The organism is Steroidobacter gossypii (assembly GCF_016801985.1).
Lineage (GTDB): Bacteria > Pseudomonadota > Gammaproteobacteria > Steroidobacterales > Steroidobacteraceae > Steroidobacter > Steroidobacter gossypii.
Genome location: NZ_JAEVLS010000002.1, coordinates 1,460,828 through 1,483,282 on the forward strand (window position 1 = coordinate 1,460,828; position 22,455 = coordinate 1,483,282).

The window sequence follows — 22,455 nt, forward strand, 5'->3', positions numbered from 1 at the left end:
CTCCGATGGGAGGGGATCCAACTTTTCAGGAGCTGCCCATGAGCAAGATCGAACGCTACGACGTAGGCCCTCGCATGAGCGGCATCGTCGTCCATAACGGCACCGTGTATCTCTCCGGTGTCGTCGCCGAAAAGGCCGCCGGCCAATCGGTCGCCGCACAGACAACAGACATCCTCCAGCAGATCGATGAGGCGCTCGCCTCGGTCGGCAGCGACAAGAGCAAGCTGCTTCAAGCCACCATCTGGCTTGCGGACATGAGCGCCTTCGCGGAGATGAATTCGGTCTGGGACAAATGGGTCAGCCCGGGCAATACGCCGGTGCGCGCCTGCGTCGAAGCGAAACTCGCGCAGCCGCAGTGGACGGTGGAGATCCGGGTGATTGCTGCTCAGTAAACATCCGTCGTTTCGTTACTTTGCAAACGCCGCGCTGGTCGCGGCGTTTTGCTTTTCGGGCGTCGCACTCCTCAGTCATTCCCTGATTCCGCCGCCCGCATTGTTTTGTGGTTGGGTCCACCATCGCGCATCGTGCGGTCTACATTGCAACGCCTCACGGAATAGATCACAGAGGCAGCCCGAGGCCACCGGCCATTCGCCGGAAGCAAGCACCCTGACTCCTCCACATCATTTTCCGCACTGGGGATCCATTGCGCTTCTCCGATCACGCGATTCATGTCTGAACATTCCATTCTGTGGCGACTGGTTTTGTTGGTCTCGAGCACGCTCCTCAAACGAAGCCGGTTTCTGCGCAAGCATGCGACGACGATCGCTTCGGTGACCTTCCTCGCCACAGTCATGATTGCAGGGCCGTGGTTGTACTTTCAGGGCACCTATCAGACGGCGGCGAGCGAATGGCGCACCGTGAGTCTCGATGACGGCTCGATCGCCCGCCTCGGCCCTCGGACACAGATCAAGGCAAGATTCGATCGTGAGCGCCGTCTCGTGACGCAGTCCTCCGGCGAAGCCACCTACGATGTCATCCGGGATGTGTATCGCCCCTTCGTCGTCGAGTGTGGCGAGACCACCGTGCTGGCACTCGGGACGAAGTTCGCCGTCCGATGCGATGGCGATGATGTGAACGTCGTCGTCGTCGAGGGCACCGTCTCGGTGGCTCGCGGCCTGGCTCGCTCCGGCCAGGAGCCTTCCGTCGACTACGTGCGTGCAGATGCCGGCCAGCAGGTGCAGGTGAATCGGTGGACGCCCCTCACGCCGCGGCCCGTCGATGTCGATGTGGCGCTGGCCTGGGAGCGCGGTCGCATCGTCTTTACCGGCGAGCCCATCGAGCAGGCCATCGCCGAATTCAACCGGCGCCATCAGCAGCCGATTACCCTTCCCCGCGTGTACCACCCCGACTACAAAGTGTTTGGCGAGTTCGACCTGACGGATCCGAGGCGCTTCGTCGAGGTCATGAAATCCTCACCGGCCTTGCAGGCGCCGAAATAGCGCTCGCGGAACTTCACCTCGCCGGCTCCGATTGTGTGTTTTTCACCGCAACGGCGCTGAACCATGATCCACCACGTTTCGTTGGGGACCAACGATGTGCTTCGGGCTCGTCGATTCTATGACCCGATCTTCGCCCTGCTCGGCTTTCGGATGTTGAAGTGCGATGACACCGGCGTGCACTATGGGACCGGCGATATACTCTTCAGCCTGGTCGTGCCGACCGACAAGCAGCCGGCCAGTGCCGGCAATGGCGCCCACATCGCCTTCCAGGCCCGCGACCGGAAGATGGTCGATGATTTCCATGCGATCGCCCTGAAGCACGGCGGCCGCAGTGACGGCGCGCCGGGAATCCGCCCGGAATACGATGCCCACTACTATGGTGCGTTCGTGCTGGATCCGGATGGGAACAAGATCGAGGCGGTCACTTACACGGCGAAGTGACCGGCGCGGCCGACTACGGGGTTCCCCGCAGGCGACTCTTGATCGCCAACCCTGTCTTACACCATAAGGACGGGCGGCACTCAGCTAGGGATGGCCGCCTGTCACGCGAGAATCAGACAACGGGTGCCGCGCCTTATTAGTTGTGACCTACCGTGAGGAAGCTCATTTATAGGGACTTAGATGAGTTCGCCCGGTGCCTCGATGGCCTCGAAGGCCACTTCGTTCCCACCGCCCGCCAGAAAGCCGATTGGTGGATCCAGCGGGCGACTGCCCGGTGCCACTGGATTCAAGTGTTCCAGACCGGCAGCCCCGCCACCTTTGCCGGACAAGCCCGGTCGGATGCCGTGATCGTCGCTGCCCCACTCACCGCGGAGGGTGCGCTTCGGGTAAATGGACACGCGCTCGGGCCGGACGAGCTCGTCCTGCTGCGTGAAGGCCAACCCTTCACGTTTGTAAGCCATGATGTGGTGTGCTGGGCCGCGCTCTGCCTGCGAAAGCTCGCACGCCTGATCCCGCCCGAGGTGTTCTCGACGCGCGCAGCGCACGGACCGAGAATCCGCACGCCGCCAGCGCAGCTCGAGTGCCTGCGTCGCATCATCACTCGCACCCTCGCCCATCTCGAGAGCGTCGATTCGTCGGAGCCAGGCGCCGCGACCTTTGCCCTCGAACAAGAGCTCGCGCTTTGCCTCACCCACCTCCTGGAGCACAGCACCATGCCTTCGATGTCTCGTCGCCTGACCCGACCGCCAGTTCCGCGCAGCAGTGTGATTGCTCGCACCTTGTCGCTGATCGATGCGCGCCAGGGCGAGCCGCTTTTCATCAGCGACCTGTGTGGCGCTGCCGGCGTCAGTGAACGAACGTTGCGAAATATCTTTCACGAGTACTTCGGCGTTGGGCCGATGCGGCTGCTCAAAGCGCTTCAGCTGCAGAATATCCGCGTGGCGTTGCTTCGCGCCGATCCGGATCGCGATAAGGTCACGCACATCGCAGCGGAGTATGGCGTTTCAGACTTTTCGTTGTTCGCGCGGAACTACAAGGCGATGTATGGAGAGACGGCGTCGGTGGCGCTTCGGACGCCGCCTGTAAATCCGGACCGAGATCGGGCGAAGTTCGGATGGCTCTATTATGCGGCGCGCCTGGGGGATGAGGATCGCGGCGGTCTGCTGAAGCAGGCGCCGGGTGATGGTGAAGGAAGACATTGAACACGCCATCAGTCCTCTTCAGCGCTCGTCCGCAAGAGCTGGAAGCGGTCAACGAGGAGTTGCCCTCGGCGAATCATCAACTGAATCTCGGCGACGAAGAGCTGAGCGTGGTAAGCGCGCCGCTGCGTGGCGAAGTCGAGGAACTGTAGACGCCGAGCGACGCGCCCAGCAAGGGAAACGTCACGTCCGTTCGTCTGGACGATCAGTGTCTCGTCCGCTGGTTTACATCCGCCGCGACCGCGCTGTTTCCGTTGATGCCTGCCGACGTGGGCACCCGATCACCGATCTATCGCCAGACTTCCGAGATCTCCATTTCATCGACGATGTCCCGGAAGGTGATGCGCACGGGCGTGACCCGTGCGAGGGAGGTTTGCAGTGCTGAAGGACTTTGGTACGCCTGGTGCATTCTGCCCTTCTCTATGCAGTTCCAATTCGCACTAAGCGTGGCGGTCACTTTCACGGACATCACCGCGCGCATCAGCGCAGAGCTGGCGATGAGAGACAACGAACACCGCTTGGCCGCATTCGTCATGTCCAATGCAGATTTTGTCTATCGCATGAGCCCGGATAGATCGCAGATGTGGCAGCTACGCGGCGCAGGACGGATTGCCGACCCGCCTGACCCACTGCCGACTGACTCAGTGCGTACATCCATCCGGGCGATCGCACGCGGATCCTCGAGGCAGCGCGGGTCGGACGATCCGATTGCGAATCGCTGCAGCAGCAGATTCCCCGACGACATGACGCCGGCAGCCAATCGTCCCCCGAGCCAGATGAATGGCAAGGAGCGGTACTAGCGTCGGTTGGCCGCCGCTTCCAACGTGTCGATGATGCGGCCCACGAATCGCTGCTCGGTTTTGGACAATGTCTGCAGCTGCGCGGCGCGATGTAGCGCTCCAGGCGACACCTTGCTCTTGATCTCGCGCACGGGTTGAGCCATGGCGAGCAGCTCCTGAACCGGAATCGAGAAGAATCGAGAGATCCTGGTCAGAACCAGGACGGAGACTCGCCGTTCACCTAACTCGTACGCAAATATCGCCTGTTGTGAGACGCCGATCGCTCGCGCCAGTTCCGCCTGCGTGATTCCACACGTCTTTCGCAATAGAGCGATATGTGCACCCAGCTTCTGGTAATAATCCCGCGAGACTTCCCTGATCGAGGCTTCGTGCCTGATGCTCATGACGCGACCGTCGCCTCATCGAGCCGCTCGATGGATTCCTTGACCCGAGCCCGGATGATGGCGAGCGCCCCGCTCACGTCGAATCCGGCATCATGATCGGTTGCAAACTGGAGGGCGATCAGTAGCGGGTGCGCTTCATGCAACCGGACGATTTCAACCCGAGTCAGCGCGCTCTGCTGCTTGTGTGACTCGAGGATCTGCGATTCGCCTCTCGTTCGCCTCGCCCGCGCGAGTGACCTGCCAACGCTCATGCGGATCTACCTGAATCGACTGCATCGAACCACTGAACCTTAGCCACGGACCATGCCATGGAGGCACAGACGAACGCGGTGAACACCACGTTTGCGATGTCGTCACGGCGACGATCGACGTCGACGTTTGTGGCTGAGGCGGAGCGGCTTGCCAGGCAAGAACGGGCAGCATGCACCGGCGAGACGCCGCATCGCCAGGACACCTCGTCGAGAATGACGAAGACGGCAAACTGGCGCGCTGGCTGGCTGAGACCCGATCCAACCCCGACAGCGGTGGTCGGTGGCGCTCTTCGAGGCCCGCAGATCAAGCGCCTCGATGAGTTCGGAGGTAGGGGTTTGGGCGCGGTTGATTGGTCGGGACGGCGAGATTCGAACTCGCGACCCCTTGCACCCCATGCAAGTGCGCTACCAGGCTGCGCCACGTCCCGACGTTGAACCGTAAAGTCTACACTGCACTTTGCTGAGCAGCAACGGTCGCGCATTCCGGGCATCCAATCCGTGCTCCGGCTGATCCTTTTCCGCAAGTGATCCGAGGCTGGGCGTAGATTCATTCGCTGTTTCGGAAGACCTTCGAATTGTCGCGTTGGCTGAGCAGGGTCACGCGATCTGCCGTCGACGATTGCCGACCTCCGCCTTGGCTTCATTCCGCCGACAGTTGGTCCGGCGATGGCAACTGCATGCGCAGGGTGGCGTAAGCCCGGGTGAGATCCCGCAGCACGATCCTGTATGTCAGACCTCGCCTCTCGGCAATCTGTTTGTAGGTCATGTCTTCGTGCACGTGCATCAGCAGGATCTCGCGCTGACGCGCGGGCAGTCGATCGAGCGCTGCCAGCACGCACTGACTCGCTTTTGCGCGGGCACAGTCATTTTGGGGCTCATCCGCCGACTCGCCGGCCAACTCATCCAACCATACGTCGTCATGTTGCATGCGAACTCGACAGCGCGTGCGCCATTCATGCACGACATTGGCAGCGATCCGAAACAGGTAGGCTTGCGGATCCTTCACCACCACATCATCGCTATAGCGCAGGAGCCTCATGAATACTTCTTGCACCAGATCGTCGACCTCCGCGGATGACACCGCCTTGTTTGCGCCGATCCAGTGCCGAATCGGTTTGCGCCAGCATCGGAACCAATGAACCAGCCGCGTACGTCCATTGTCGCCGGGTTCGCCGGCTCGCTCTGCGCCAGGTGCATTACAAACATCCGCAGATGAAATTCTGGAATCGTGCGCCATGTTGAATGGCTCCTTGATTGCGAACGAGCCACGGACCGTTGCGTCCGATTCCACGCTGACGAGATTTGAATCACGACTTGAGAATTCAAACCTCGATCGTAGCGTTCGACCGGGCACGCCTCGCAAAGAACGTTCACCCCTCAAAATGCGGTGCTCGTCTGCGCGATTGACATCGATGCTACTCAAGTCAGGGACGTCTTCAACATGAGAAACGATGAATGCATATAGATTGTCCACTGTAGTCGACGTTCCCAAAACATCTCAGCGATCGAACGAACGAGAGTTTGTAAAGTGATTTCGCGCTCATTCCCCTCAACCGAGAAACAAACAGAAATATGGAAGCTCCCTTCCGGATAGGAGGAAGTCAGCGGACATCGGATCACATGAAAGCGCGGGTTCGATGCCGTGCCCCGATGAATACCCCCGCGGTTGTGGTGATGCCCCCGAGGCTCATGAACTCGAGGCTGCCCCGCTCATTCTTGTCAGGACGTTCGACCACACGCCTGCGATCGTTGAGCCCTGCTGACGTGATGAACATGAACCCGGCGAAGTTCGTGGACCGAGGCCGACAAGCCACCAAGTGGACATTCGACTGCCACGATGATGAGGTGCCGGAAGGTGACGGGTGCGTCTCAGTCCGATGGAGCCCGGGCGGCCGAGCTATCTGTGGCGTTCCAGGTCAGCCTCTCGGGATGATCGGGTTACGATCGACTGCGCTGAGCGCCTTTTCGCGAGCCATTCATGAGCCAGGTATTCTTTTTCCGTTCTCGGAAGTGGCATCTGCTCCACGTATCGACGGATGTCATCGGCCAGATCCGGCCAGCCCTCCTTCGACACCCTGTGCGCCAGTGCATGCCAGCCGGCCTCGACCTTCCTCCTCGTGCTGAGCAACTGCTGCCGCCCGGACTCCACACGCAACCTGCCACTGGACAATTCTTCGGCGATGGCCTGCAGTCGTCGGTTGACGTGAGTCGACTCACCTCGCCTCGCCGCCCGGAAGATCGAATCATGTTTGCTCTGGCGGCTTTGCCCCCTGACTGCACGGCTCGTGGCGTTTGCTTCGACGCCCTGCGCGCGCAATTGCTCTGCGAAGGATTCGCGCCAGCGATGCAGGGTGCGTTTGTTGACGCGAAGCCGGATGCCTCGCTCACTCACTGCTTTGAGCAGTACATGCACGTGAGGATGTGGCGCGTCGGTGTGAAGCACGAACGCATAGCGATGGATGGCGCCGAATTCCTTCGCGAGGAAACTCCGCGCGGCTCGTCGCACACGCTCCGGTGAGGTGCCTGCTGGCATCGAGAGCATCAGTTTGTGCACGAGTCGGGCAGGTTTCCTGCCTCTGCTTGCAATCAGCTGCACACTGCGCCGATGCTCATCAAGATCCAGATTCCATTGCTCGAGCAATCCTTCTGCCAGCCGCCTGCCTTCCAGCCGCTCCCCTTCGTCGGACTCGAGCGCAAGCTGCCCGCCGCGGCCGATATAGTCGACGTGCCTGCGCACCGCGCTCATCTCGGCGCTGCCTTTGGGAAGCACCTTCACCATCACCTCGGGGGAGCGATGCACGGTGCGGGCGATCAACGCGATTTCTGCGGGAGACAAGCGATCCCGTCGCCCGGGCCCGCGTCGGCCGTGGCTTGCAATGTCGAAGAGCGGCTGACCGCCCGGGACATCAATCTTGATCGTCGGCATATCCGATCACCCAGCTGCGCAGATTGGCATTGAGTAGTCCCTTCACGTGGGCACGCAAGGAGTCACACACGCGAAGCAGCGCGTGCAGATCGCCTCGGGAGAGGCCCGCGGGCCGGGCGCCCCCATTGACGGCGCGTGCGATCTGGTTGAGGTTGCGGCCGATGGCGCCCAGTTCAGCGACCGAATCTTTGAGTGCCGTCAACTCCGCGGCGGGCAGGGGCGCGAGGTGACGCAAGTGTGCGCGCAGGAGCACCGAAACATACGTTGCCGCCGGCAGGCCTCGCGCCGCTGCTCGTTCGCGCAGGATGAGCCTGTCATCGGGCTTCAGGCGAACGAACACCCGCGTGTTCTTTCGATGAGGCTCGCGGCAACTTCGACCATCGCGAAATGTCGCCTGCCTTCCACGGCCGGCGCCGGACGCCTCCAGCGCCTGTTCGATGGCACGCCTGAGCCAGGCCGCCTCCGTCAGGTATGCTTCGGCCGCGGCGGTTCCAATCAGCCGCTTCATCTCGCATGACACTCGTGTCTTCAGGAAGTTTGCGTCGCGCATGGCGACATTTGTGGCCCATTACCTGCCGCGAAACTATCCTGCGTTTCGCGCTTTTTTCGGCCGATACCCTCCCTTGACTGTGTCGGCGATCTTTGCTCCCACGACCGGGGCACTGACTGACCGATGTGCGGAGTGACTCGACGCCGAAAGCACCAAGGACGCCGCTGCCCGTTCGCTTCCGGCGGATCGCCTGGCGGGAGGGATCAACGCCACTGCCCTTGGCTGCGGGGACCAAGATCATCCGGAGGACGAGTTGATCGCCCTCGCCGCCGGGCCGCCCGTGACGCAGGGCGCATCGATCCGCGGCACAGTTCTGCCCGCACAATCTCCACGTGTGAGGGCGCGCGCCACCCGAGCCGCACCACGCCGTGGCGGACCTCGAGCACCGTCACCTCGATCTGCCGATGGACCCGAATCACTTCGCCGATGCGGCGCGTCAGAACGAGCATGTCGCGTTTCTCCAAAGGGATCGATCCGTGACGCCGGATCCGTGCGTGGAAAGAGGCTATCGCCCCGGGGGCGGGACGCGGCACGTCAATGATCGGGCGATCGGCTCGTTTCGGGTTGCGCAGGATCAGGCGTTTTGTGATAGGACGCGACGGCGCTTGAGATCCTTCGCACGTGCGCTCCGGCGCGGCAGGACGCGCCATCGTGACCGTCACGGCATGGCCGCGCGTGCAGAGGCATCGAGAGGGGGCGCGAAGCGAAGAGAACAGAACAGAACAGAACAGAACAGAACAGAACAGATGAGAGGCGAAGCGCCGCCTCCCATCCGACTCCGGGCGCGTGCGTTACGAGGGTGACTGCATCTTCTGCAACATCGGGATGACTTCAGGATCCACGAAGACGCAGGGCGTCTGCGGCTCGACCGCGACCTGAAAGAGCGCCGCGAAGGTCTTTCTCTTCAAGTGCGCAAGTCGCCCCGTCCGATACACCTGTGCCGGCGAGCGCCTGTCACCGGCCTCGCAGGACCGCTGTGCTTCGGACACAGATCCCATCCAGTGATCGTGTGAGGCGCCATCGATGGCGCAAGCCGCAGCTCGAGCAGCCGTGCGCCCGTCTCAAAGGGCTTTGCGCACACCAGACACACGCGTTGTTCCATCGAGACATGTGATTTCTCGCTCATGGTCTTCTCCGGTGCATTCGGGTCGGGATTGGCCGAGCGGTCCCCTCACGGGGGGCGTGCCGTCGGAGTGAACGGCGGCGTATCGGGGAATACATGGAGGGGACCCGCGTCTTCGCGGAGCGGCGGCCGTTGATGCCGCGAAAGCCCGCCCGGCATTCACGTCGACGGCGCGCGCCGCGTGATACGCTGAAGCCACCGGCGATCCCCCTTCTCGCCGGCCCGGTTCCATGCGCACCTCAAGAAAAAGAGAGGACAGAAAGATCTGTCCTCTCCGCCTCGAAGCACGCGGGGTCAGTTCAGATCCCGCTGCAGGATCTCGGCCACCTTCTGCAGCGTTCCCCGCGGCACGTAGGCGCACGGCAGCGCGGGTCGCGTGTCGGTCTTGAAGATCGAGACGAACGTCTCACGGGTCAGGTGCATGACGGGGCCGGTTCGTTGCACCTCCTGCAGCGGCAGCGGATCGCCGGAGCGGTGCACGCTCATGTCGAGATCACACTCGACCAGCGCCACGAAGCCCTGCCGGTGCATCCGGGCGTCCGTCGCGCACAGTTCCCAGCCGGCCACGGAGCGGCCGGCGATCAGATCTCTTTCGACGACGAGCGTGCCGGCCTCAAAGGACTGTCCGCACACCACACAGGCGCCACGCTCGAGGGGAAGGTAGATCTTGTTGCTCATGGTCTCTCTCCGATTCGTCGGGGCGGGATTGCCCGAGCGGCTCCATCACGTCGGGCGCAGGGTCGAGCACGCGGTGGTGGATCGTGGAATAAATGGAGGGGACCCGCGTCTTCGCGGGGCGGCGGCCGTTTATGCCGCGAAAGTCGCCGCCGCGTGCTCGAGGCTGCGCACGAGGTGATACGCTGAAGCGACCTTGCAATCACACCGCCTTCTCTTCATCTTTCTTTCTTCATCTTCTGTTCGCTTCGCAGGCGGCTTCATCCGCGCTTGCGCCCCACGCGCCGCGCATCGGATGACAGGAACATCCCGAAGCGCGCGGGATGTCCCCATCGGGCGCACCGGGCGCTACCAGGCGATGAGCTCATTCATCCGGCCATCGCCCAGATGCTTCACGACGCGATTGCCGCTCTTGGCCAGCGCGTCATAGGCGAGCTCGCTCCACACCGAGGCCGGCGCGACGATGTGCAGCCGCTCGAGAACGCGGCGGATCGAGCGCCAGTCCGTCGGGTCATAGGTCACGTTCAGATCCGAGGCGTAGGCGAACACTGAGCCGGTGCGTGGATCCACCCAGCCGATGTGCAGATAGAACGAGCCCGAGGGGCGATCGTGACCGACCGTGACGCGTATCGGATGCTCCTCGAGCTTCGCATCGAAAATGTGACGGCTCATGACACACACTCCGTGGAACCTCAGGCGGATTGCCTGCGCAGCGTGCGCGCCGGATGTTTCTCGTGAAGTGCCAGGCCGCTTGCGCCCGGCGAGTCTGTCCGCAGACTCGGCCTGGCACTTCAGGAGGAACATCTGGCACGCTGAAGCCGACAGGCCATCCTCGGCTCCGTTCTGCCGCCTCATGCAGGCGTGATGCGACGGGTCCGAGGGCTCGGGAGGATGCATCCGGCGAAAGGGAAAGGAAGGACGCAGGGCGCCCTTCCCGAAAGCTCACGAGGATCATGCGATCTCGAGCATGGCCCGATCCCACAGGCCGACGTTGAGCCGCACGTCCTCGCGGATGGCGCGGATGCCTTTGGTCTTCACGATGCGATCGCCGGCCGTGCGGCGTGTGAGCCCGCCGCGCAAGAGGTGCTCCTGCACCACGTTGAAGGTGCGCCACAGATCGCAGCCTTCATCCGACGCACGCTTCGGGCGCAGCAGATCCGCCGGCGCCACGGCGACACCGGGCGCCTCCTGCGGATAGCGCAGCCGTAACGCATCGCTCGCAAAGGCCATGCGTGCGGCGGGCGCAAGCTCGCGGCGCTGCATGCGCTGGATGGTCTCACCCAGCGCGCTGAAGCGCTCAGCCACCGCGAGTGCCGCCTCCAGCAGCTGCCCCGTCGTCGTGCCGCGATGGGGCACCTTCCACACCGGAAACACGCTGTCGCCCACGATCAGGCCGTTGGCGCAGATCGCACGATACAGCGCGACTCTCAGGTGATAGGAGGTGGAGCCATCGTGTGAGTTGAGCAGCAGGATCTCCGGAATCACCTCATCGACGATGAGGTGCGCACGACGCGCTCGGAAGCGAAGCGCATGCGCCGCGTATGAAGGCTCACGTGTGCGGCTGTGAGACTGCCGCGCCTGCACCACGCAGAAACCGGCGCGATCCAGGGTAGCGATCACCTGGGCGGTGGGCACGAACGTGTAACGTGCGCTCATCTTCTGGTGGGCGGCGCTCGCATACACCGCCGGGGTCAACGTTCGCAGCTGCTGCGCACTCACCTCCGTTTCAAACGCATCGGCGTAAGATACTTCGGCGCCGAGAAGCTCGTTCACGGTCTTCATGAGGATGCCTCGAAGTCTGATCGGGCGGGATTGCCCGAAGGGCACTGAAATCCCGGGACGCACGCGGTCAGGGATCGAAGACCGCCGCTTGCGGCGGCGAGCGCCTCCGCGCTCGTCCTTGACGGTGGGCGGCCCGGGATTAGCATGGAACGATCAGCAACCCGCCCCGCTTTGCTGGATTCTTTTCTTGTTCCTTCGGTCTCGTGTTCGTCGTTCCTGCTTCGTTCCCATACTTTTCATTCTTTTCTTTCTTCTCTTTCTTTACTTTCTTTCTTTTCTTTTTTTTTCTTTCCTCTCTTTCTTGTCTTCTTGGCTTTCATCACTCCGCGTGTGTTTCCAGGCTCGTGAGCTGCGCCCGCAGATCACGTGCGATGCGCTCGCGCGAGCTCGCCTCGTGTCCGCGGGTGCGGGGGATGCAAGCGACCGGCGCCTCGAGAGATTTCATTCCCATCGCCATCATCACCTGAGGTGAGCCACGCGCCGTTCGATGTGCGCTCTGTCGTGCGGATCGAGCGCGTCGGCCGCGAGCCGACATCGCTCGGGCCGTCCGCTCACGGGTGCGCTCCGCAGGGCATCGAGCGGGAGCACCTTCACGCGCGGCGTGCCGGACACCGTGATGAGAAACGACTCACCCCGCGCGGCCTGCTCCACCAGTTCAGGAAGGCGCGCTCTCGCTTCGTGGATGTCGATCGTTCGCATGGGAGCCGTGCCCGTCTTCGAGGTGTCTCGCGTGGGGGCGCCAATGTGATGCAACGAGGGCGACGCATCAAGCGCGTGCTGCACGTTTGTTTACTATAGTGAACAAGCGTGCCGCGATCGTTGACAGGAGGATGTTTGTATCGAAGCGCAGGCGCCTGGCGTTGCGCCTCTAGCGGACCGGATCGTCGCGCCTGCGCGCGCGGCCGGGCGCGCGCTTGTGATCTGCGCGCTCGCGCAGGCGCAACTCGGGCAAGGGCTCGCCCTTCGCCGTGGATCGCTCGATCGCCTCGCGGATCAACTTGAGGAAACGTTCGCGATCGGCGGCGTCCGGCAGGCGCTGCTCGGCGAGCGCCTGCGCCGCGCGCAGGCTCAGGAACGTGGCGGCGAGCTCCGGATGCTCGGCGATCGCTCTGGCGCGATCCTGCTGATCATCACGCGCGAGGCGCGCCGCACGCGCCCGCGTCGAGTAGTACTGCACCTTCTCCACCTTCCATTCATTGCGATGGGCCTCCTGGTGCGTCTGTGAGATGACCCGTCCCTGTGCGTCGCGCTCGCGGTGGGTCACCGTGAACGCGCGGCGCGCCATGAGCTGCACGCCGACCACATCGCCGATCTGCGGGCGGGTGTGCGCCTGCTCGATCGCGCGCTTCAGATCCTTGCCCCACAGCCGCTTCTGTCGGCCGAGCGCGATGAGCTCGACGTAGTAGGACATCTCCTCGCCGCGCCGGAACTGATAGGGTGCGGCGCCATGTCGCTGCAGCCGGCCCACGATGGGCGCCTGCGCGGCGCCGAGGCTGCGCTCGCTGCGCGAGCCGAGTGCGCGATCACGCCCGACAGACACGTCCTTGCGTCGATCCCGATCCACGATCCGACCGCCTCACTCACGCAGCGGCGCCGCCGTACGTGCCGGCGAGGCCTGCGTGGCGGTGCGTGCGCCGCCCCGCGCGCGCAGTTCCAGGATCTTCATCGGCTCGCCGCGTGCAATCGCATCGGCCATCGCGTTTCTCACGAGGTGCACGAACCGGCGCTGATCCTGCGGATGTTTCAGGCGCTGTGCGATGAGCTCCGCAAGACGCAGCTGCAGGTAGGTGCCGGCAAGCTGCGGATGGTGGTGGGTCGCAAGCTTCGGTGAGAGGGAGGCATCGCGCACCACGCGTGAGAGCCGCTCGCGCTCATCGAAGAAGTCGCGCGTCTCGATCGCGTAGCGATGGGCGGCCGCGGCGGCGCGCTCCCCGGGCGCCTGCCGATCCTTGCGCCGCGACGTGCTGCGTCCGGCCTCCACGCGACGAAGCACCACCTCATCGCCGGGCTGCGGACGGGACAAGGCAGCCTGCAAGGCGCGCTTCAGATCCGCTCCCCAGAGCGTTCGCTCGCCCTCGTGGGTGCGCAGCCTCACGAAATAGGACATCTCGCGGCCCGCCTGGCGCCGGTACGGCGCGGCGCCATGATCGATGAGCCGCCCGCGCCACTGCCGGGGCGTGGTCGTGACCTTCGCCCCGGCGGGCAGCTCAGGCATCGCTGCACGCCGGCGTGGCACTCGCGGCGCAGGCTGCGGTGGCGTGGCTTGCGCGGCTGCCGGTGCGGTGGACGCAGGCTCACGCGCCGGCGCATCCGTAGCGCGCGGCGCGCGCGCCGTACCGGGCGGCGCCTGCGCGCTCTTCTCGAATGCAAGCGCTTCACCGCGCACGCAGAGTCCGGCGCGCCGGGCAGCGAGCGCCATCTGCTGCCGGAAGGCCTCGCTGCCGCTGATCGTGATCTCACGCCAGCCACGGGCCTGCGCGATCGCGGCGAGGCTTGCGATCACCTCCGGGTGTTCGCCGCGGGTGATGAGCCGATCGCCGCGATCGACGAACGCGGGCTCGCCGCCCGGAAAGTAGTACGTGTTGCGTTTGATCACGAAGCGCCCGCGGATGTCCTCGGGCACCGGCAGGGTTCGCGCCGGTGCGCGTGCCACCTCGGCCTCGGACGCTTCGGCACGTGCCTGCGCACGTGCACGGGATGCCTCCGGCCTGCGTGCGCGCACGGCAGAGGCGACCGGCGAAATCGCATTCTCGGGCGCGCGGCTGGCATCGAGATCCGGCATCGAGCTCGATCCGGACCTGGACGTTGATGTGGAGCGGGCCGTGGGCTTGCGCTCGCCCGCCGCCTTGCGCGCCTGCGCGCGCTGCTGCTGACTCATGATCGTCCTCCTGAGCCTCCGACGTGCTCACCTTTCAACGCGGCGATGAAGCGATCGGCCGCCACCTGAAGATCCTGATCGCTCACGCGCTCACCGGGCGCGGTGTCCGGAAACACCACCTGAGACAGATCGAGATCGAAGTCCTCGAGCGTGAGCGCATCGATGCGTTCGATGTCCTCGGGCGTCGCCCGCCGCAGCCGGCGGTGAGCGGTGGCGGCGGATGCCGGCGGCGGCGCGTCCGGGTCGCCCGCCGGCGTGGTCGCGGCGAGCACCGGTTCGATGGGCGCAACCGCAGGCGGCGGCATCACGCGCGCGGCGAGCCAGGGGATCTCGTAGTAGCGGATCTTGCGGGCGAGGATCGGACGGATGCCTTCCATGAAGATGAGCGCCTTGTCGGTGCCCATGTCTCGCACCTCCTGCGGCAGCATCAGCGCCCGGCGCTGTTCGCTCACGCTCAGGTTGTGATGCCGGCGCGTGCTGCTTGCGAAGAACGCAGGCTTCGAGTGCGAGGTCACCTTCACGGTGGTGGAACCGAGCTCGCGCGAGAGCTCCTCGGCCTCCTCGATGTCCTTGGGCGCGAAGTAGATGCGCCCGGCGAGGGTCTTCAGCAGCGTGCGGCTGCCGTGCTCGCCATAGACCTCGCGCAGCTGCGAGGGCGTCTGCATCACGAACAAGGTGCGCAGGTTGAATCCGGGGGTGAAGCCGCTCGCCTGCGCGATGATGGGAATGCGCCCGAGCGCCGGTCCCTCATCCATGAGCAGCGCCAGCTGATGGCGAAGCTCCGGGTTGTGCTCGGGCAGCTCATCGGTTTGAAGGGCGATGGTCTGCTGGAACAGCAGCGCGAGCAGCGGCTGCAGCCGATGCAGATCCTTCGGGCGCACCGCGATGTAGAGCGACATGCGCCTGCGCCGGAACTGCCGCAGGTCGAAGTCGCTCGCGGCGGTGGCGGCATCGAGCCGCGGGTTCGCCCAGAGCTCGAGGCGCGAGGTGAAGGTCTTGCGGATGCTCGAGGCCGTCTGGGGCGCAAGATCGATCACATCCGACAGCGCCCGCACGCACTGCTCCGGCAGCGGATGCGCCCCTTTCATCCGCCCCTGGATCACCCGCCGCCAGTGCGCCGAGAAGCCCTCTTCATCATCGGCCATGCCCTGACGCAGGATCTCCCCCACCGTGCGCGGCAGCGAGGGGGTTGCGAACACATACAACCCGACCCCCAGAAAGAGCGAGCGCGCCGAGGCCATCCAGAACGGATCGCCACTCACCGGATCGGGAAAGAGCATGTTGGCGATCAGCTGCAGATCATCGATCTGCTCACTCAAGGACTCACCCACGTAGTCGAGCATGTTCCATCGATGGGTGCGGCCGTCGGCGGCGAGCGGATCGAACAGAAACACCTCGTTGCCGGCCGCCTGGCGCCAGCCGGCGGTGAGCGTCCAGTTCTCCTTCTTGATGTCCACGCACACCACCGAATCCTCCCAGGTGAGGAGGTTCGGGATGACGACGCCGACGCCCTTGCCCGAGCGCGGCTGCGCCGAGAGCGCCACGCCCTGTTGTCCCGGCAACGTGATGAAGCGATGTGACCAGGGCCACCCCCCGCGCAGTTCCCCTAAGATCAGTCCTTTCCCGGTGAGCAGCCCCGCCTGCCGGATCTCGTGCGTCCGCGCAAAGCGCGCCTGCCCGTGCAACGGCGCGCGGCGCGGCACGAGCGCGAGCGCACCGGCGCCCGCCACCGCCGCAAGCCCCACCCCGGAGCACCACCACAGGTACTGTCCGATCCGCGGCACATCACCGTACCAGTAACCATAGCGGGCGATGGTGAGCGGTGAGGCCTCGCTCACCGGGACGCCGAGCGACAGCAGCAGCAGGCAGCCGGCCACATACTGGGCCGCGATGAGGGCGATCAGAAGCCCGCCGATGAGCTTCGCCATGGGCACGCGCGCACGCATCGATGCCCCGGGTGTCACCTGCGTGCGATCAGCGTCCATGCGCGCCTGCCTGCCTGCGGGCGGGCCGATACCAGATCTCCTGGATGAAGCGCTCGTGATCACGAACGCCGAACTGCACCACCACATCGATCACGAGGTACAGCAGTTGTTTGATGTCGGCGCGCGACAGCGCCCGGCCGCCGGCGCTTTGTTTGATGAGCAGCACCAGCTGCTCGAAGGCGAGCTCGCAACTGCCCGCGTGCACGCTCGTGATGGAGCCCGGATGCCCGGAGTTCACGTTGCGCAGGTAATCAAAGGCCTCCTCGGCCCGCAGCTCCGCGAGCAGGATCCGATCGGGGCGCATGCGCAGGCAGGCCTCGAGCAGCTGCTTCGGGCTCACGCGCGCGACGCCCTGATCATCCTTGCTGTAGAAGAGCCGCACGTGGTTGGGATGCGACTCGAGCGCCAGCTCCTTCGCATCCTCGATCGTGATCAGCCGCTCATCGGCCGGGATCTCACGAATGAGCGCCTTGGTGAAGGTGGTCTTGCCGGCGCCGGTGGGCCCCGAGACGAGGATGTTCTGTCGGCTCGCCACCGCAAGCTGCATGAACTCGACGTACCGGCGCTGCCCGAGCAGGCGTGCAAGCTCGCGCGGTGTCGCATCCGCCGCCTCGCCCGAAGCGCGCGTCGCCCGAAACAATCCGCGCGCGGCGAGCTCGGCCACCGACCACACCTCACTCGCCGGGCGCCGGATCGCGATCGCCACCGTCTGCGGCGTCGTCGCCGGCGGCAGCACGAGCTGCACGCGCGCACCACCGGGCAGCGATGCCGACAGCAGCGGCGACTCCTCATCCACGCGCTGCCGCGTGGCATGCGCGATCAGTTTGGAAAGCCGCAGGCACCAGGAGAAATCCGCCGCCGGCAGCGCCTCGCGCCGCCAGCCGCGCGCGGTTTCCAGGAACAGCTCGCCGGGGCGGTTGATGCACACCTCGGTGATGGCAGGATCTTCGAGATACGGCCGCAGCGGCGCCAGCGTGAGCGCAAGCGCCGAGCGCCCGGCGGCAAGCACCGGAGGCTCCGCCACCGCCGGCGTCAGCACGTGCGCGCACGCAGGCGATGCGCTATCGATCGGTGGCGGCGCGCAGCTCATAGACGCTCCTGAAGTCCAGATCCCGCGCCACCAGCACCGAGATGCGATCGCCGTGACGCTTGGTGACCGTGGGCGGAATGTGCAGCGTGCTCTTCAGCACCTCGGTCATCACATCGCGCGAGCCGGCCGGGTTTACGATCACGGCATCGCCGTCGTTCTGCCGTTGCACGCCGGCCTGCACCGCCCCGTCGATCACCGAGATCAAAATCGCCGCCCCGAAGCGATCCCAGAAATGACGATCGACCTCCCCGGGCAGTCCGGCGCGTCCGAGCGCATCGGTGCCCGGCGAGGCGAGCGGCACCACCACCCCGCTGGGCGTGCGCGCCTCGGTCCACAGCACGAACACGCGGTTGGAGCCGGCGCGCACCTGCCCGCGCGTCTCACCGATCAGTTTGCTGCCGCGCTCGAGCAGCACGACCGAGCCATCGGCGCCGAAGGTGTCCGTCGCCGTGACACAGGTCGTCATGCCCGGAAGTGCCGAGTTGATCGCGGTCTCGAGCGTGCAGTCGAGATGCGCGCCCTTGGGCAGCAGCAGCTGGCGCGTCGGCAAGCGCTGCGCCCGCGCGGCGGCAAGCACCGTGGGCTCGAGCCGTTCGGTGAGCTCGCTTGGCCCGCCGGGCCTTTCACTCCCAGGCGTGGCGCCCGCCGGCGCCTCGCCGTCGAATGCGTCGGATGCGTCGAATGATGCGGCCGTGCGCCCGCGCGCCTCCCCGCCTGATGCCTGTCCAAGGCGCGTCGCCGACACGAACGCTTCACCGGCGAGACGCCGATCGGCGCGCTCGCCGCGCTCAGGCGCGAAGGACGCGGTGGACTCGAGCTTGCGCGTCTCGCGCCAGGACATCGAAGGCTCGGAGAATGTTTCTTCAGGGAGTGACGGCGCCGGCCCCAGCATGCGCTCGAGGAGCGGCGGATCGATCCTTCCCAAAGGCGGCAGCGCCATCGACGGATCCACACGCGCCTCCTGCATCGGCTCCTCGCGCGCCGCGCGTCCGTCCTGCGCCAGCGCATGCTGGTAGTACCAGATGAGGAAGGTCGTCATGACGATCACGCCCAGCGCAAACGCCGCAAGGCTCGTGAGCCGCGTCTGCAGCGATCCGGCGCGGAAGGTCGCGGCGACGCCCCGTTCGAAGGGAACACCCGCCTCTGACGGATCCGCGGTCATGCCGGAGGCTTCATGGCCAAGCGACCCCAGCCACGCGCGCAGGTGAGAGACGAAGCTCACGGTCGCTCTCCCTTCGACTCACGCACCACCGACGGCGCAAGCGTCCCGGAGGACAGGCGCTCGGCCTGGCCTTCGAACGCCTGGTTGACGATGCACGCGGCGAGCCGGCCCCGACGCAGGATGAACGAGCGCGCCACCCGATGGATGATGAGATCGCCCTGCTCGATGCTGAAGTTGAGCAGACTCTCGCTGCCATCCTCATTGCGCACGAACACGGCCGGCCACTCGCTCTTCGCGCCGAAGGTGAGCCGCGTATGCACGCCATCATCGAACGCGGCAAGCGGCTTCAACGACGCGGGCCCGCGATACCAGTAATCGCGGTTCTGGGCCCGCTCGTTGCGCGCGCTTGCCAGCGCCTGGTCGATCCGGCGCCGTGCCGGGTCGCCCTCCTCGGGTGAGGGCGGATAGACGAATCGCACGACATACATCGCCTGCGCGCCGTGCGCATCGGGCGCGCCGCGCGAGACGGTGTAATGAAAGCGATAGGCACGCCGGTCGGTGTACACGACGAAGTTCGTGCCCACGTTCGCCGCGCGCGGCTTCACGATGAGCTGGTGTTGGTGCGCGCCGAACGTGATGCCTTCCAGATCCCCGCCGCCATGACCTTCGAAGACTTCCCCGGGCTCGAACACGAGCTCGATGCTGTAACCGACGAACCCGTAGAGCCGATAGATCTCATCGGGATCGTAGGTGACCGTGCGCACCCGCGCATCGGTGACCCCCGCTGCCGGCACCGTCTCCGCCTGTGCCGCGCCGAGGAGCGCGCCCGAAACAAACATCGCGACGACGAGGTGACGACAGAGGCGCATCAGGTTTCTCGTGCTCATCGGGCGCTCGCCTCCATGGCCGTCGGATGTGTGCTCGTCGGATGTGTGGCCGCCGTGCCCGTGGCGGCGTCCTGCCCCAGCACCTCCGGCTCCGGCTTGAAGTCGAGAATGCGAAATCCGAGCGGATTCCAGGCGCGCTGCTGTCGCGCCTGCTCGCTCCACTCGCGCCTGCCGGTGAGTTCGGCGGAGCTTGCATACGCGTAGCGGATGGTGGCGACCCAGTAGCTCACGTGATCGACGCCGTTGCCGCCGACACGCCGCACCTTCATGTAGCGCACCTGCGCAAGATCGCTCTGCCCGCCCCCGCGCTCGAAGAAGCTCACCGAGCGCACCTGGGCGCGCACCGTGGTGCCATCCTTGTAGAGATTGAGCGGTGAGGACGGATTGGAGCGCGCCCACGCCGCCGCCCACGCCTGGTTGCGCTCGGCCGAATGAAACGATCCGCACTGGGCGTAATCGCTTTCGGCGGTGGCGAAGTTGAACCGCTCGCAGGTGGTGACATAGAGCGTCAGCAGGTGTCGCGTGAGTGCTTGTGGCAAGTCCTCGCTTCCCGCGAACACCGGCACCGTATCGACGACGCCCGTCGCGGAATCGACCCGGATCAGAAAGGGCTGCGTCTGTTTCAGCGGACTCATCACGACGATGGCCGCGGTCGCCGCCATCGCACACGCCCAGCCCGCGCAGGCAACCCAGCGCGTCGTGCGCAGCGTCGCCTGCCGGTGCGCCTCCCGATCCGCATCCCAGGACGCCGCCTCCGCGAGATACGCGTCGACCTCACTCATGCGCTTGCCGCTGCGAGGAGCGGTCCTCCATGTCTTGACCGACGTCGGCGCCAGCATCTCTATCTCTGTCGCCCGCTGTGTCCGCCTCCATTCCCACGGATGAAAGAACATTGATGGGCTCGAGACGGCCATCGCAGGAGGGCGCGTTCATGGCGCACCCCTGCAGCAGCGCGAGCGCGGACACGCCGATGAGCATGCGCCGCCATCGTCCTTCGCCCGCGGGCGCGCGACAGCACCGAACAACCAGATCCACGATCCTCATGAATGTGACTCCCTGTCTCTTACGCGGATCCAACCGAATTGGGCCGGCGCGCCGCGCTCCACAGCGCACGCGCCGTCCTTGATAATCCCTGTCGCGAGTAGTAACCCGCCTTGCGCGTGAGCGAATCGAGCCGGCCGGTTTCGCGGTCCATGAGCCCCCGACCGAAGTCACGCGCGCCGCTCGATGCCGTATCGAGTCCCCACGACACCGCCGCGCTCACCACGCCAAAAGAACTCAGCGCAAGCCCGCTCGCAAGACCCGCAGCGATGGGCATCACCTGGCGCATCACGAGCAAGGTGAGCCCCGCCGCGACACACAATCTGATTGCGTCAGCCACCTGCACGTTCCCTCCGGTCGCAAGCACATGGTCAGCAGTGCGCGTCACTACGGTCAACATGAGGGCTGCAACGAGACCGACGAGGATCGTGATGAATGCGTAGTTCGCGAGCTGCGCAATCCAGCTCTCAAAGAACCTCTTGGTGGTATCGAACATGAGCAGTGCGATGAAAAATGGCCCTAGAGCCAACAACACCGACAATGCGATGCGTGAGAGCACCAGAAGAAACATCGTGTACACAGCTGTCACGCCGACGATGATCTGCACACCAAAGGCGGCGAAGTAAACAGATAGGTCAAACTCAAGAAGGCTCGCGCGCTGACTGAGAGCCGCCGCTACGTCGTTACCCGCAGCGAGTACTCCATCCACCACGACAACAGAATCATGATGACCGATCACGTGAGCGGCTAGGACGGAGGGTGCGAAGAAGAAAGTATCAACGATGATCTCGTTGTAGTACCACAATGAGAGTGAGATACCGAGAATGATCGCTAACAAGAATATCCTCTTGACGCCGGTAACAAATGGCTCCTCGATTTGGCCCATCAGATGCAGGTATCCCCAGACTACGATGTAAAGGGTCGCCAGAGTCACGATCACAGGCTCCAGGACTCCAGCGATTGTCGCGGTGGTACTACTGACGTAATCCTCGAGGATTCGATTCAGCCAGGCGGAGAACTCCGCAAAGAATCCCATGGCCCTCACCTATCCTTTGGTTGACATCCGATGATCTGATGCGACATGGCGATCATTCACATCCAATGCCTTGTCACAGCCCGATCGGCGGCAGATCTCGCAGCGATCCGAACGCATTGATCGCCTCCTCTCGCATTCGCTGCTCGCGTGCCGCCTCCTCTGCCTGCGCCAGCTGATACAGCACCTGCAGCTTCGTATTCTCATTCATCAGCATGGTGCTCTCGGCCTGGATGCGCGCCTGCAGATCGAGTACCGCCTTCTGATCATCGGCGCGTCCGATCGCATCGATGAGCTGCTGGATGGATCCGAACCGATCACCCGATCGATTCAGGGCCTCTCTCGTCATCACCTGCAGCATCGCTTTGGAGCGACGGGACGACTCGAGCAGCTGCCGATCGGTCTCTGACAGCGAGTGAAGCTGAGCGGGAGTGAGCACCGCGTTGTCCGCGATCACCCGCTGCATCTCGCGCGCGATCGCGCCGTAGCTCACGCTCGTCTGACTCAGCAGCTCGGCAAGCTCACGCCATTGCCCCGGCAGATAGTTTCGAGGCACATCGGAGAGCAATCGCTCCATGCCCCTGCGTCCGGAGATGGATCGATACTCCGCCTCGGCCTGCGCGAGTTGATCGCGCGCGGTCGAGAGCTGCTCCTGCATCGTTCTGACCTGCTGCATCAGCTGGGTGATGGCGCCCACATCCACCACCGCCCACTGCGCGTTCGCCATGGGCGCAAGGCCCATCAAAAGCGCTGCCAAACCCGCCAAATGCGTCCATCGGTTCGCTTTCATGTCGCACTCCATTGCATGCG

27 protein-coding genes, 1 tRNA gene and 1 pseudogene are annotated in these 22,455 nt (G+C 64.7%); 6 read left to right on the top strand and 23 right to left on the bottom strand.

Annotation, left to right across the window (positions count from 1 at the left end; translation table 11 throughout):
- Window positions 1–38 precede the first annotated feature (38 nt).
- The 3 genes from JM946_RS13595 (at window position 39) to JM946_RS13605 (ending at window position 1,880) form a co-directional block, all read left to right on the top strand.
- Window positions 39–392: a RidA family protein gene (locus JM946_RS13595; RefSeq protein ID WP_203167792.1), complete on the top strand. Its 354-nt coding sequence runs from the start codon at window positions 39–41 to the stop codon at window positions 390–392.
- Window positions 393–668: 276 nt separating this feature from the next.
- Window positions 669–1,439, top strand: coding sequence for a FecR family protein (locus JM946_RS13600; RefSeq protein WP_203167793.1), 771 nt, complete (start codon window positions 669–671; stop codon window positions 1,437–1,439).
- Window positions 1,440–1,502: 63 nt separating this feature from the next.
- The gene (locus JM946_RS13605) at window positions 1,503–1,880 is read left to right on the top strand and encodes a VOC family protein (protein ID WP_203167794.1); all 378 of its coding nucleotides are present in this window, start codon (window positions 1,503–1,505) and stop codon (window positions 1,878–1,880) included.
- A 176-nt stretch (window positions 1,881–2,056) separates the two neighbouring features.
- Here the strand turns inward: JM946_RS13605 and JM946_RS13610 are convergent, their stop codons facing one another.
- The gene (locus JM946_RS13610; RefSeq protein ID WP_203167795.1) at window positions 2,057–2,341 is read right to left on the bottom strand and encodes a hypothetical protein; all 285 of its coding nucleotides are present in this window, start codon (window positions 2,339–2,341) and stop codon (window positions 2,057–2,059) included.
- Between the two features lie 3 nt (window positions 2,342–2,344).
- Between JM946_RS13610 and JM946_RS13615 the strand changes: the two genes are divergently transcribed.
- The 3 genes from JM946_RS13615 to JM946_RS31635 are packed head-to-tail and all read left to right on the top strand — an operon-like array spanning window position 2,345 to window position 3,879.
- Entirely contained in the window at window positions 2,345–3,082 is a 738-nt protein-coding gene (locus JM946_RS13615; protein WP_203167796.1) for a helix-turn-helix transcriptional regulator, read from the top strand.
- Window positions 3,079–3,231, top strand: coding sequence for a hypothetical protein (locus JM946_RS13620; RefSeq protein ID WP_203167797.1), 153 nt, complete (start codon window positions 3,079–3,081; stop codon window positions 3,229–3,231). The genes JM946_RS13615 and JM946_RS13620 overlap by 4 nt, the downstream gene beginning before the upstream one ends.
- 45 nt (window positions 3,232–3,276) lie before the next feature.
- Window positions 3,277–3,879: a PAS domain-containing protein gene (locus tag JM946_RS31635; RefSeq protein WP_203167916.1), complete on the top strand. Its 603-nt coding sequence runs from the start codon at window positions 3,277–3,279 to the stop codon at window positions 3,877–3,879.
- On the opposite strand, the gene JM946_RS13630 is transcribed toward JM946_RS31635, so the two are convergent.
- The 22 genes and pseudogenes from JM946_RS13630 to JM946_RS13725 form a co-directional block, all read right to left on the bottom strand.
- On the bottom strand, window positions 3,876–4,262 hold the full coding sequence (locus tag JM946_RS13630) for a helix-turn-helix transcriptional regulator (protein WP_203167798.1): 387 nt from the start codon (window positions 4,260–4,262) through the stop codon (window positions 3,876–3,878). The two genes, JM946_RS31635 and JM946_RS13630, sit on opposite strands and share 4 nt — an antisense overlap.
- 602 nt (window positions 4,263–4,864) lie before the next feature.
- A tRNA-Pro gene (locus JM946_RS13635) sits at window positions 4,865–4,941 on the bottom strand.
- Between the two features lie 212 nt (window positions 4,942–5,153).
- Window positions 5,154–5,750: an RNA polymerase sigma factor gene (locus JM946_RS13640; protein WP_203167799.1), complete on the bottom strand. Its 597-nt coding sequence runs from the start codon at window positions 5,748–5,750 to the stop codon at window positions 5,154–5,156.
- Window positions 5,751–6,410: 660 nt separating this feature from the next.
- Complete coding sequence (locus JM946_RS13645) at window positions 6,411–7,349, bottom strand: relaxase/mobilization nuclease domain-containing protein (RefSeq protein ID WP_203167800.1); 939 nt, start codon at window positions 7,347–7,349, stop codon at window positions 6,411–6,413.
- Window positions 7,350–7,419: 70 nt separating this feature from the next.
- On the bottom strand, window positions 7,420–7,989 hold the full coding sequence (locus tag JM946_RS13650; RefSeq protein ID WP_218042802.1) for a plasmid mobilization protein: 570 nt from the start codon (window positions 7,987–7,989) through the stop codon (window positions 7,420–7,422).
- A gap of 203 nt (window positions 7,990–8,192) precedes the next feature.
- A complete protein-coding gene (locus tag JM946_RS31640; protein ID WP_407700546.1) occupies window positions 8,193–8,639 on the bottom strand; it encodes a carbon storage regulator in 447 nt (148 codons plus the stop codon).
- A 141-nt stretch (window positions 8,640–8,780) separates the two neighbouring features.
- Window positions 8,781–9,115: pseudogene (locus JM946_RS31645) on the bottom strand (ATPase).
- Window positions 9,116–9,406: 291 nt separating this feature from the next.
- Entirely contained in the window at window positions 9,407–9,790 is a 384-nt protein-coding gene (locus JM946_RS13660) for a hypothetical protein (protein WP_203167803.1), read from the bottom strand.
- A gap of 345 nt (window positions 9,791–10,135) precedes the next feature.
- The gene (locus tag JM946_RS13665; protein ID WP_203167804.1) at window positions 10,136–10,459 is read right to left on the bottom strand and encodes a hypothetical protein; all 324 of its coding nucleotides are present in this window, start codon (window positions 10,457–10,459) and stop codon (window positions 10,136–10,138) included.
- Window positions 10,460–10,738: 279 nt separating this feature from the next.
- Window positions 10,739–11,569: a DUF932 domain-containing protein gene (locus JM946_RS13670; protein ID WP_203167805.1), complete on the bottom strand. Its 831-nt coding sequence runs from the start codon at window positions 11,567–11,569 to the stop codon at window positions 10,739–10,741.
- 319 nt (window positions 11,570–11,888) lie between these two features.
- Window positions 11,889–12,014: a hypothetical protein gene (locus tag JM946_RS30985; protein ID WP_269140972.1), complete on the bottom strand. Its 126-nt coding sequence runs from the start codon at window positions 12,012–12,014 to the stop codon at window positions 11,889–11,891.
- Between the two features lie 14 nt (window positions 12,015–12,028).
- Window positions 12,029–12,352 (bottom strand): type II toxin-antitoxin system Phd/YefM family antitoxin, encoded by a 324-nt coding sequence (locus tag JM946_RS13675; RefSeq protein ID WP_218042804.1) that lies wholly within the window; start codon window positions 12,350–12,352, stop codon window positions 12,029–12,031.
- Between the two features lie 85 nt (window positions 12,353–12,437).
- Complete coding sequence (locus JM946_RS13680) at window positions 12,438–13,133, bottom strand: hypothetical protein (protein WP_203167807.1); 696 nt, start codon at window positions 13,131–13,133, stop codon at window positions 12,438–12,440.
- Between the two features lie 12 nt (window positions 13,134–13,145).
- Window positions 13,146–14,447: an LPD7 domain-containing protein gene (locus JM946_RS13685; RefSeq protein ID WP_203167808.1), complete on the bottom strand. Its 1,302-nt coding sequence runs from the start codon at window positions 14,445–14,447 to the stop codon at window positions 13,146–13,148.
- Window positions 14,444–16,432, bottom strand: a complete 1,989-nt coding sequence (locus JM946_RS13690; RefSeq protein ID WP_203167809.1) for a type IV secretory system conjugative DNA transfer family protein — start codon at window positions 16,430–16,432, stop codon at window positions 14,444–14,446. Before JM946_RS13690 ends, JM946_RS13685 begins: the two co-directional genes overlap by 4 nt.
- On the bottom strand, window positions 16,422–17,522 hold the full coding sequence (gene virB11 / locus JM946_RS13695) for a P-type DNA transfer ATPase VirB11 (RefSeq protein WP_203167810.1): 1,101 nt from the start codon (window positions 17,520–17,522) through the stop codon (window positions 16,422–16,424). The genes JM946_RS13690 and virB11 overlap by 11 nt, the downstream gene beginning before the upstream one ends.
- On the bottom strand, window positions 17,494–18,744 hold the full coding sequence (gene virB10 / locus JM946_RS13700; RefSeq protein ID WP_203167811.1) for a type IV secretion system protein VirB10: 1,251 nt from the start codon (window positions 18,742–18,744) through the stop codon (window positions 17,494–17,496). Before virB10 ends, virB11 begins: the two co-directional genes overlap by 29 nt.
- Complete coding sequence (locus JM946_RS13705) at window positions 18,741–19,571, bottom strand: TrbG/VirB9 family P-type conjugative transfer protein (protein WP_203167812.1); 831 nt, start codon at window positions 19,569–19,571, stop codon at window positions 18,741–18,743. Before JM946_RS13705 ends, virB10 begins: the two co-directional genes overlap by 4 nt.
- Window positions 19,568–20,353, bottom strand: a complete 786-nt coding sequence (locus tag JM946_RS13710; RefSeq protein ID WP_203167813.1) for a virB8 family protein — start codon at window positions 20,351–20,353, stop codon at window positions 19,568–19,570. Before JM946_RS13710 ends, JM946_RS13705 begins: the two co-directional genes overlap by 4 nt.
- Window positions 20,346–20,615: a hypothetical protein gene (locus JM946_RS13715; protein WP_203167814.1), complete on the bottom strand. Its 270-nt coding sequence runs from the start codon at window positions 20,613–20,615 to the stop codon at window positions 20,346–20,348. The genes JM946_RS13710 and JM946_RS13715 overlap by 8 nt, the downstream gene beginning before the upstream one ends.
- Window positions 20,616–20,634: 19 nt before the next feature.
- Complete coding sequence (locus JM946_RS13720; protein WP_203167815.1) at window positions 20,635–21,648, bottom strand: type IV secretion system protein; 1,014 nt, start codon at window positions 21,646–21,648, stop codon at window positions 20,635–20,637.
- A gap of 73 nt (window positions 21,649–21,721) precedes the next feature.
- Complete coding sequence (locus JM946_RS13725; protein WP_203167816.1) at window positions 21,722–22,435, bottom strand: type IV secretion system protein; 714 nt, start codon at window positions 22,433–22,435, stop codon at window positions 21,722–21,724.
- Window positions 22,436–22,455: the final 20 nt, after the last annotated feature.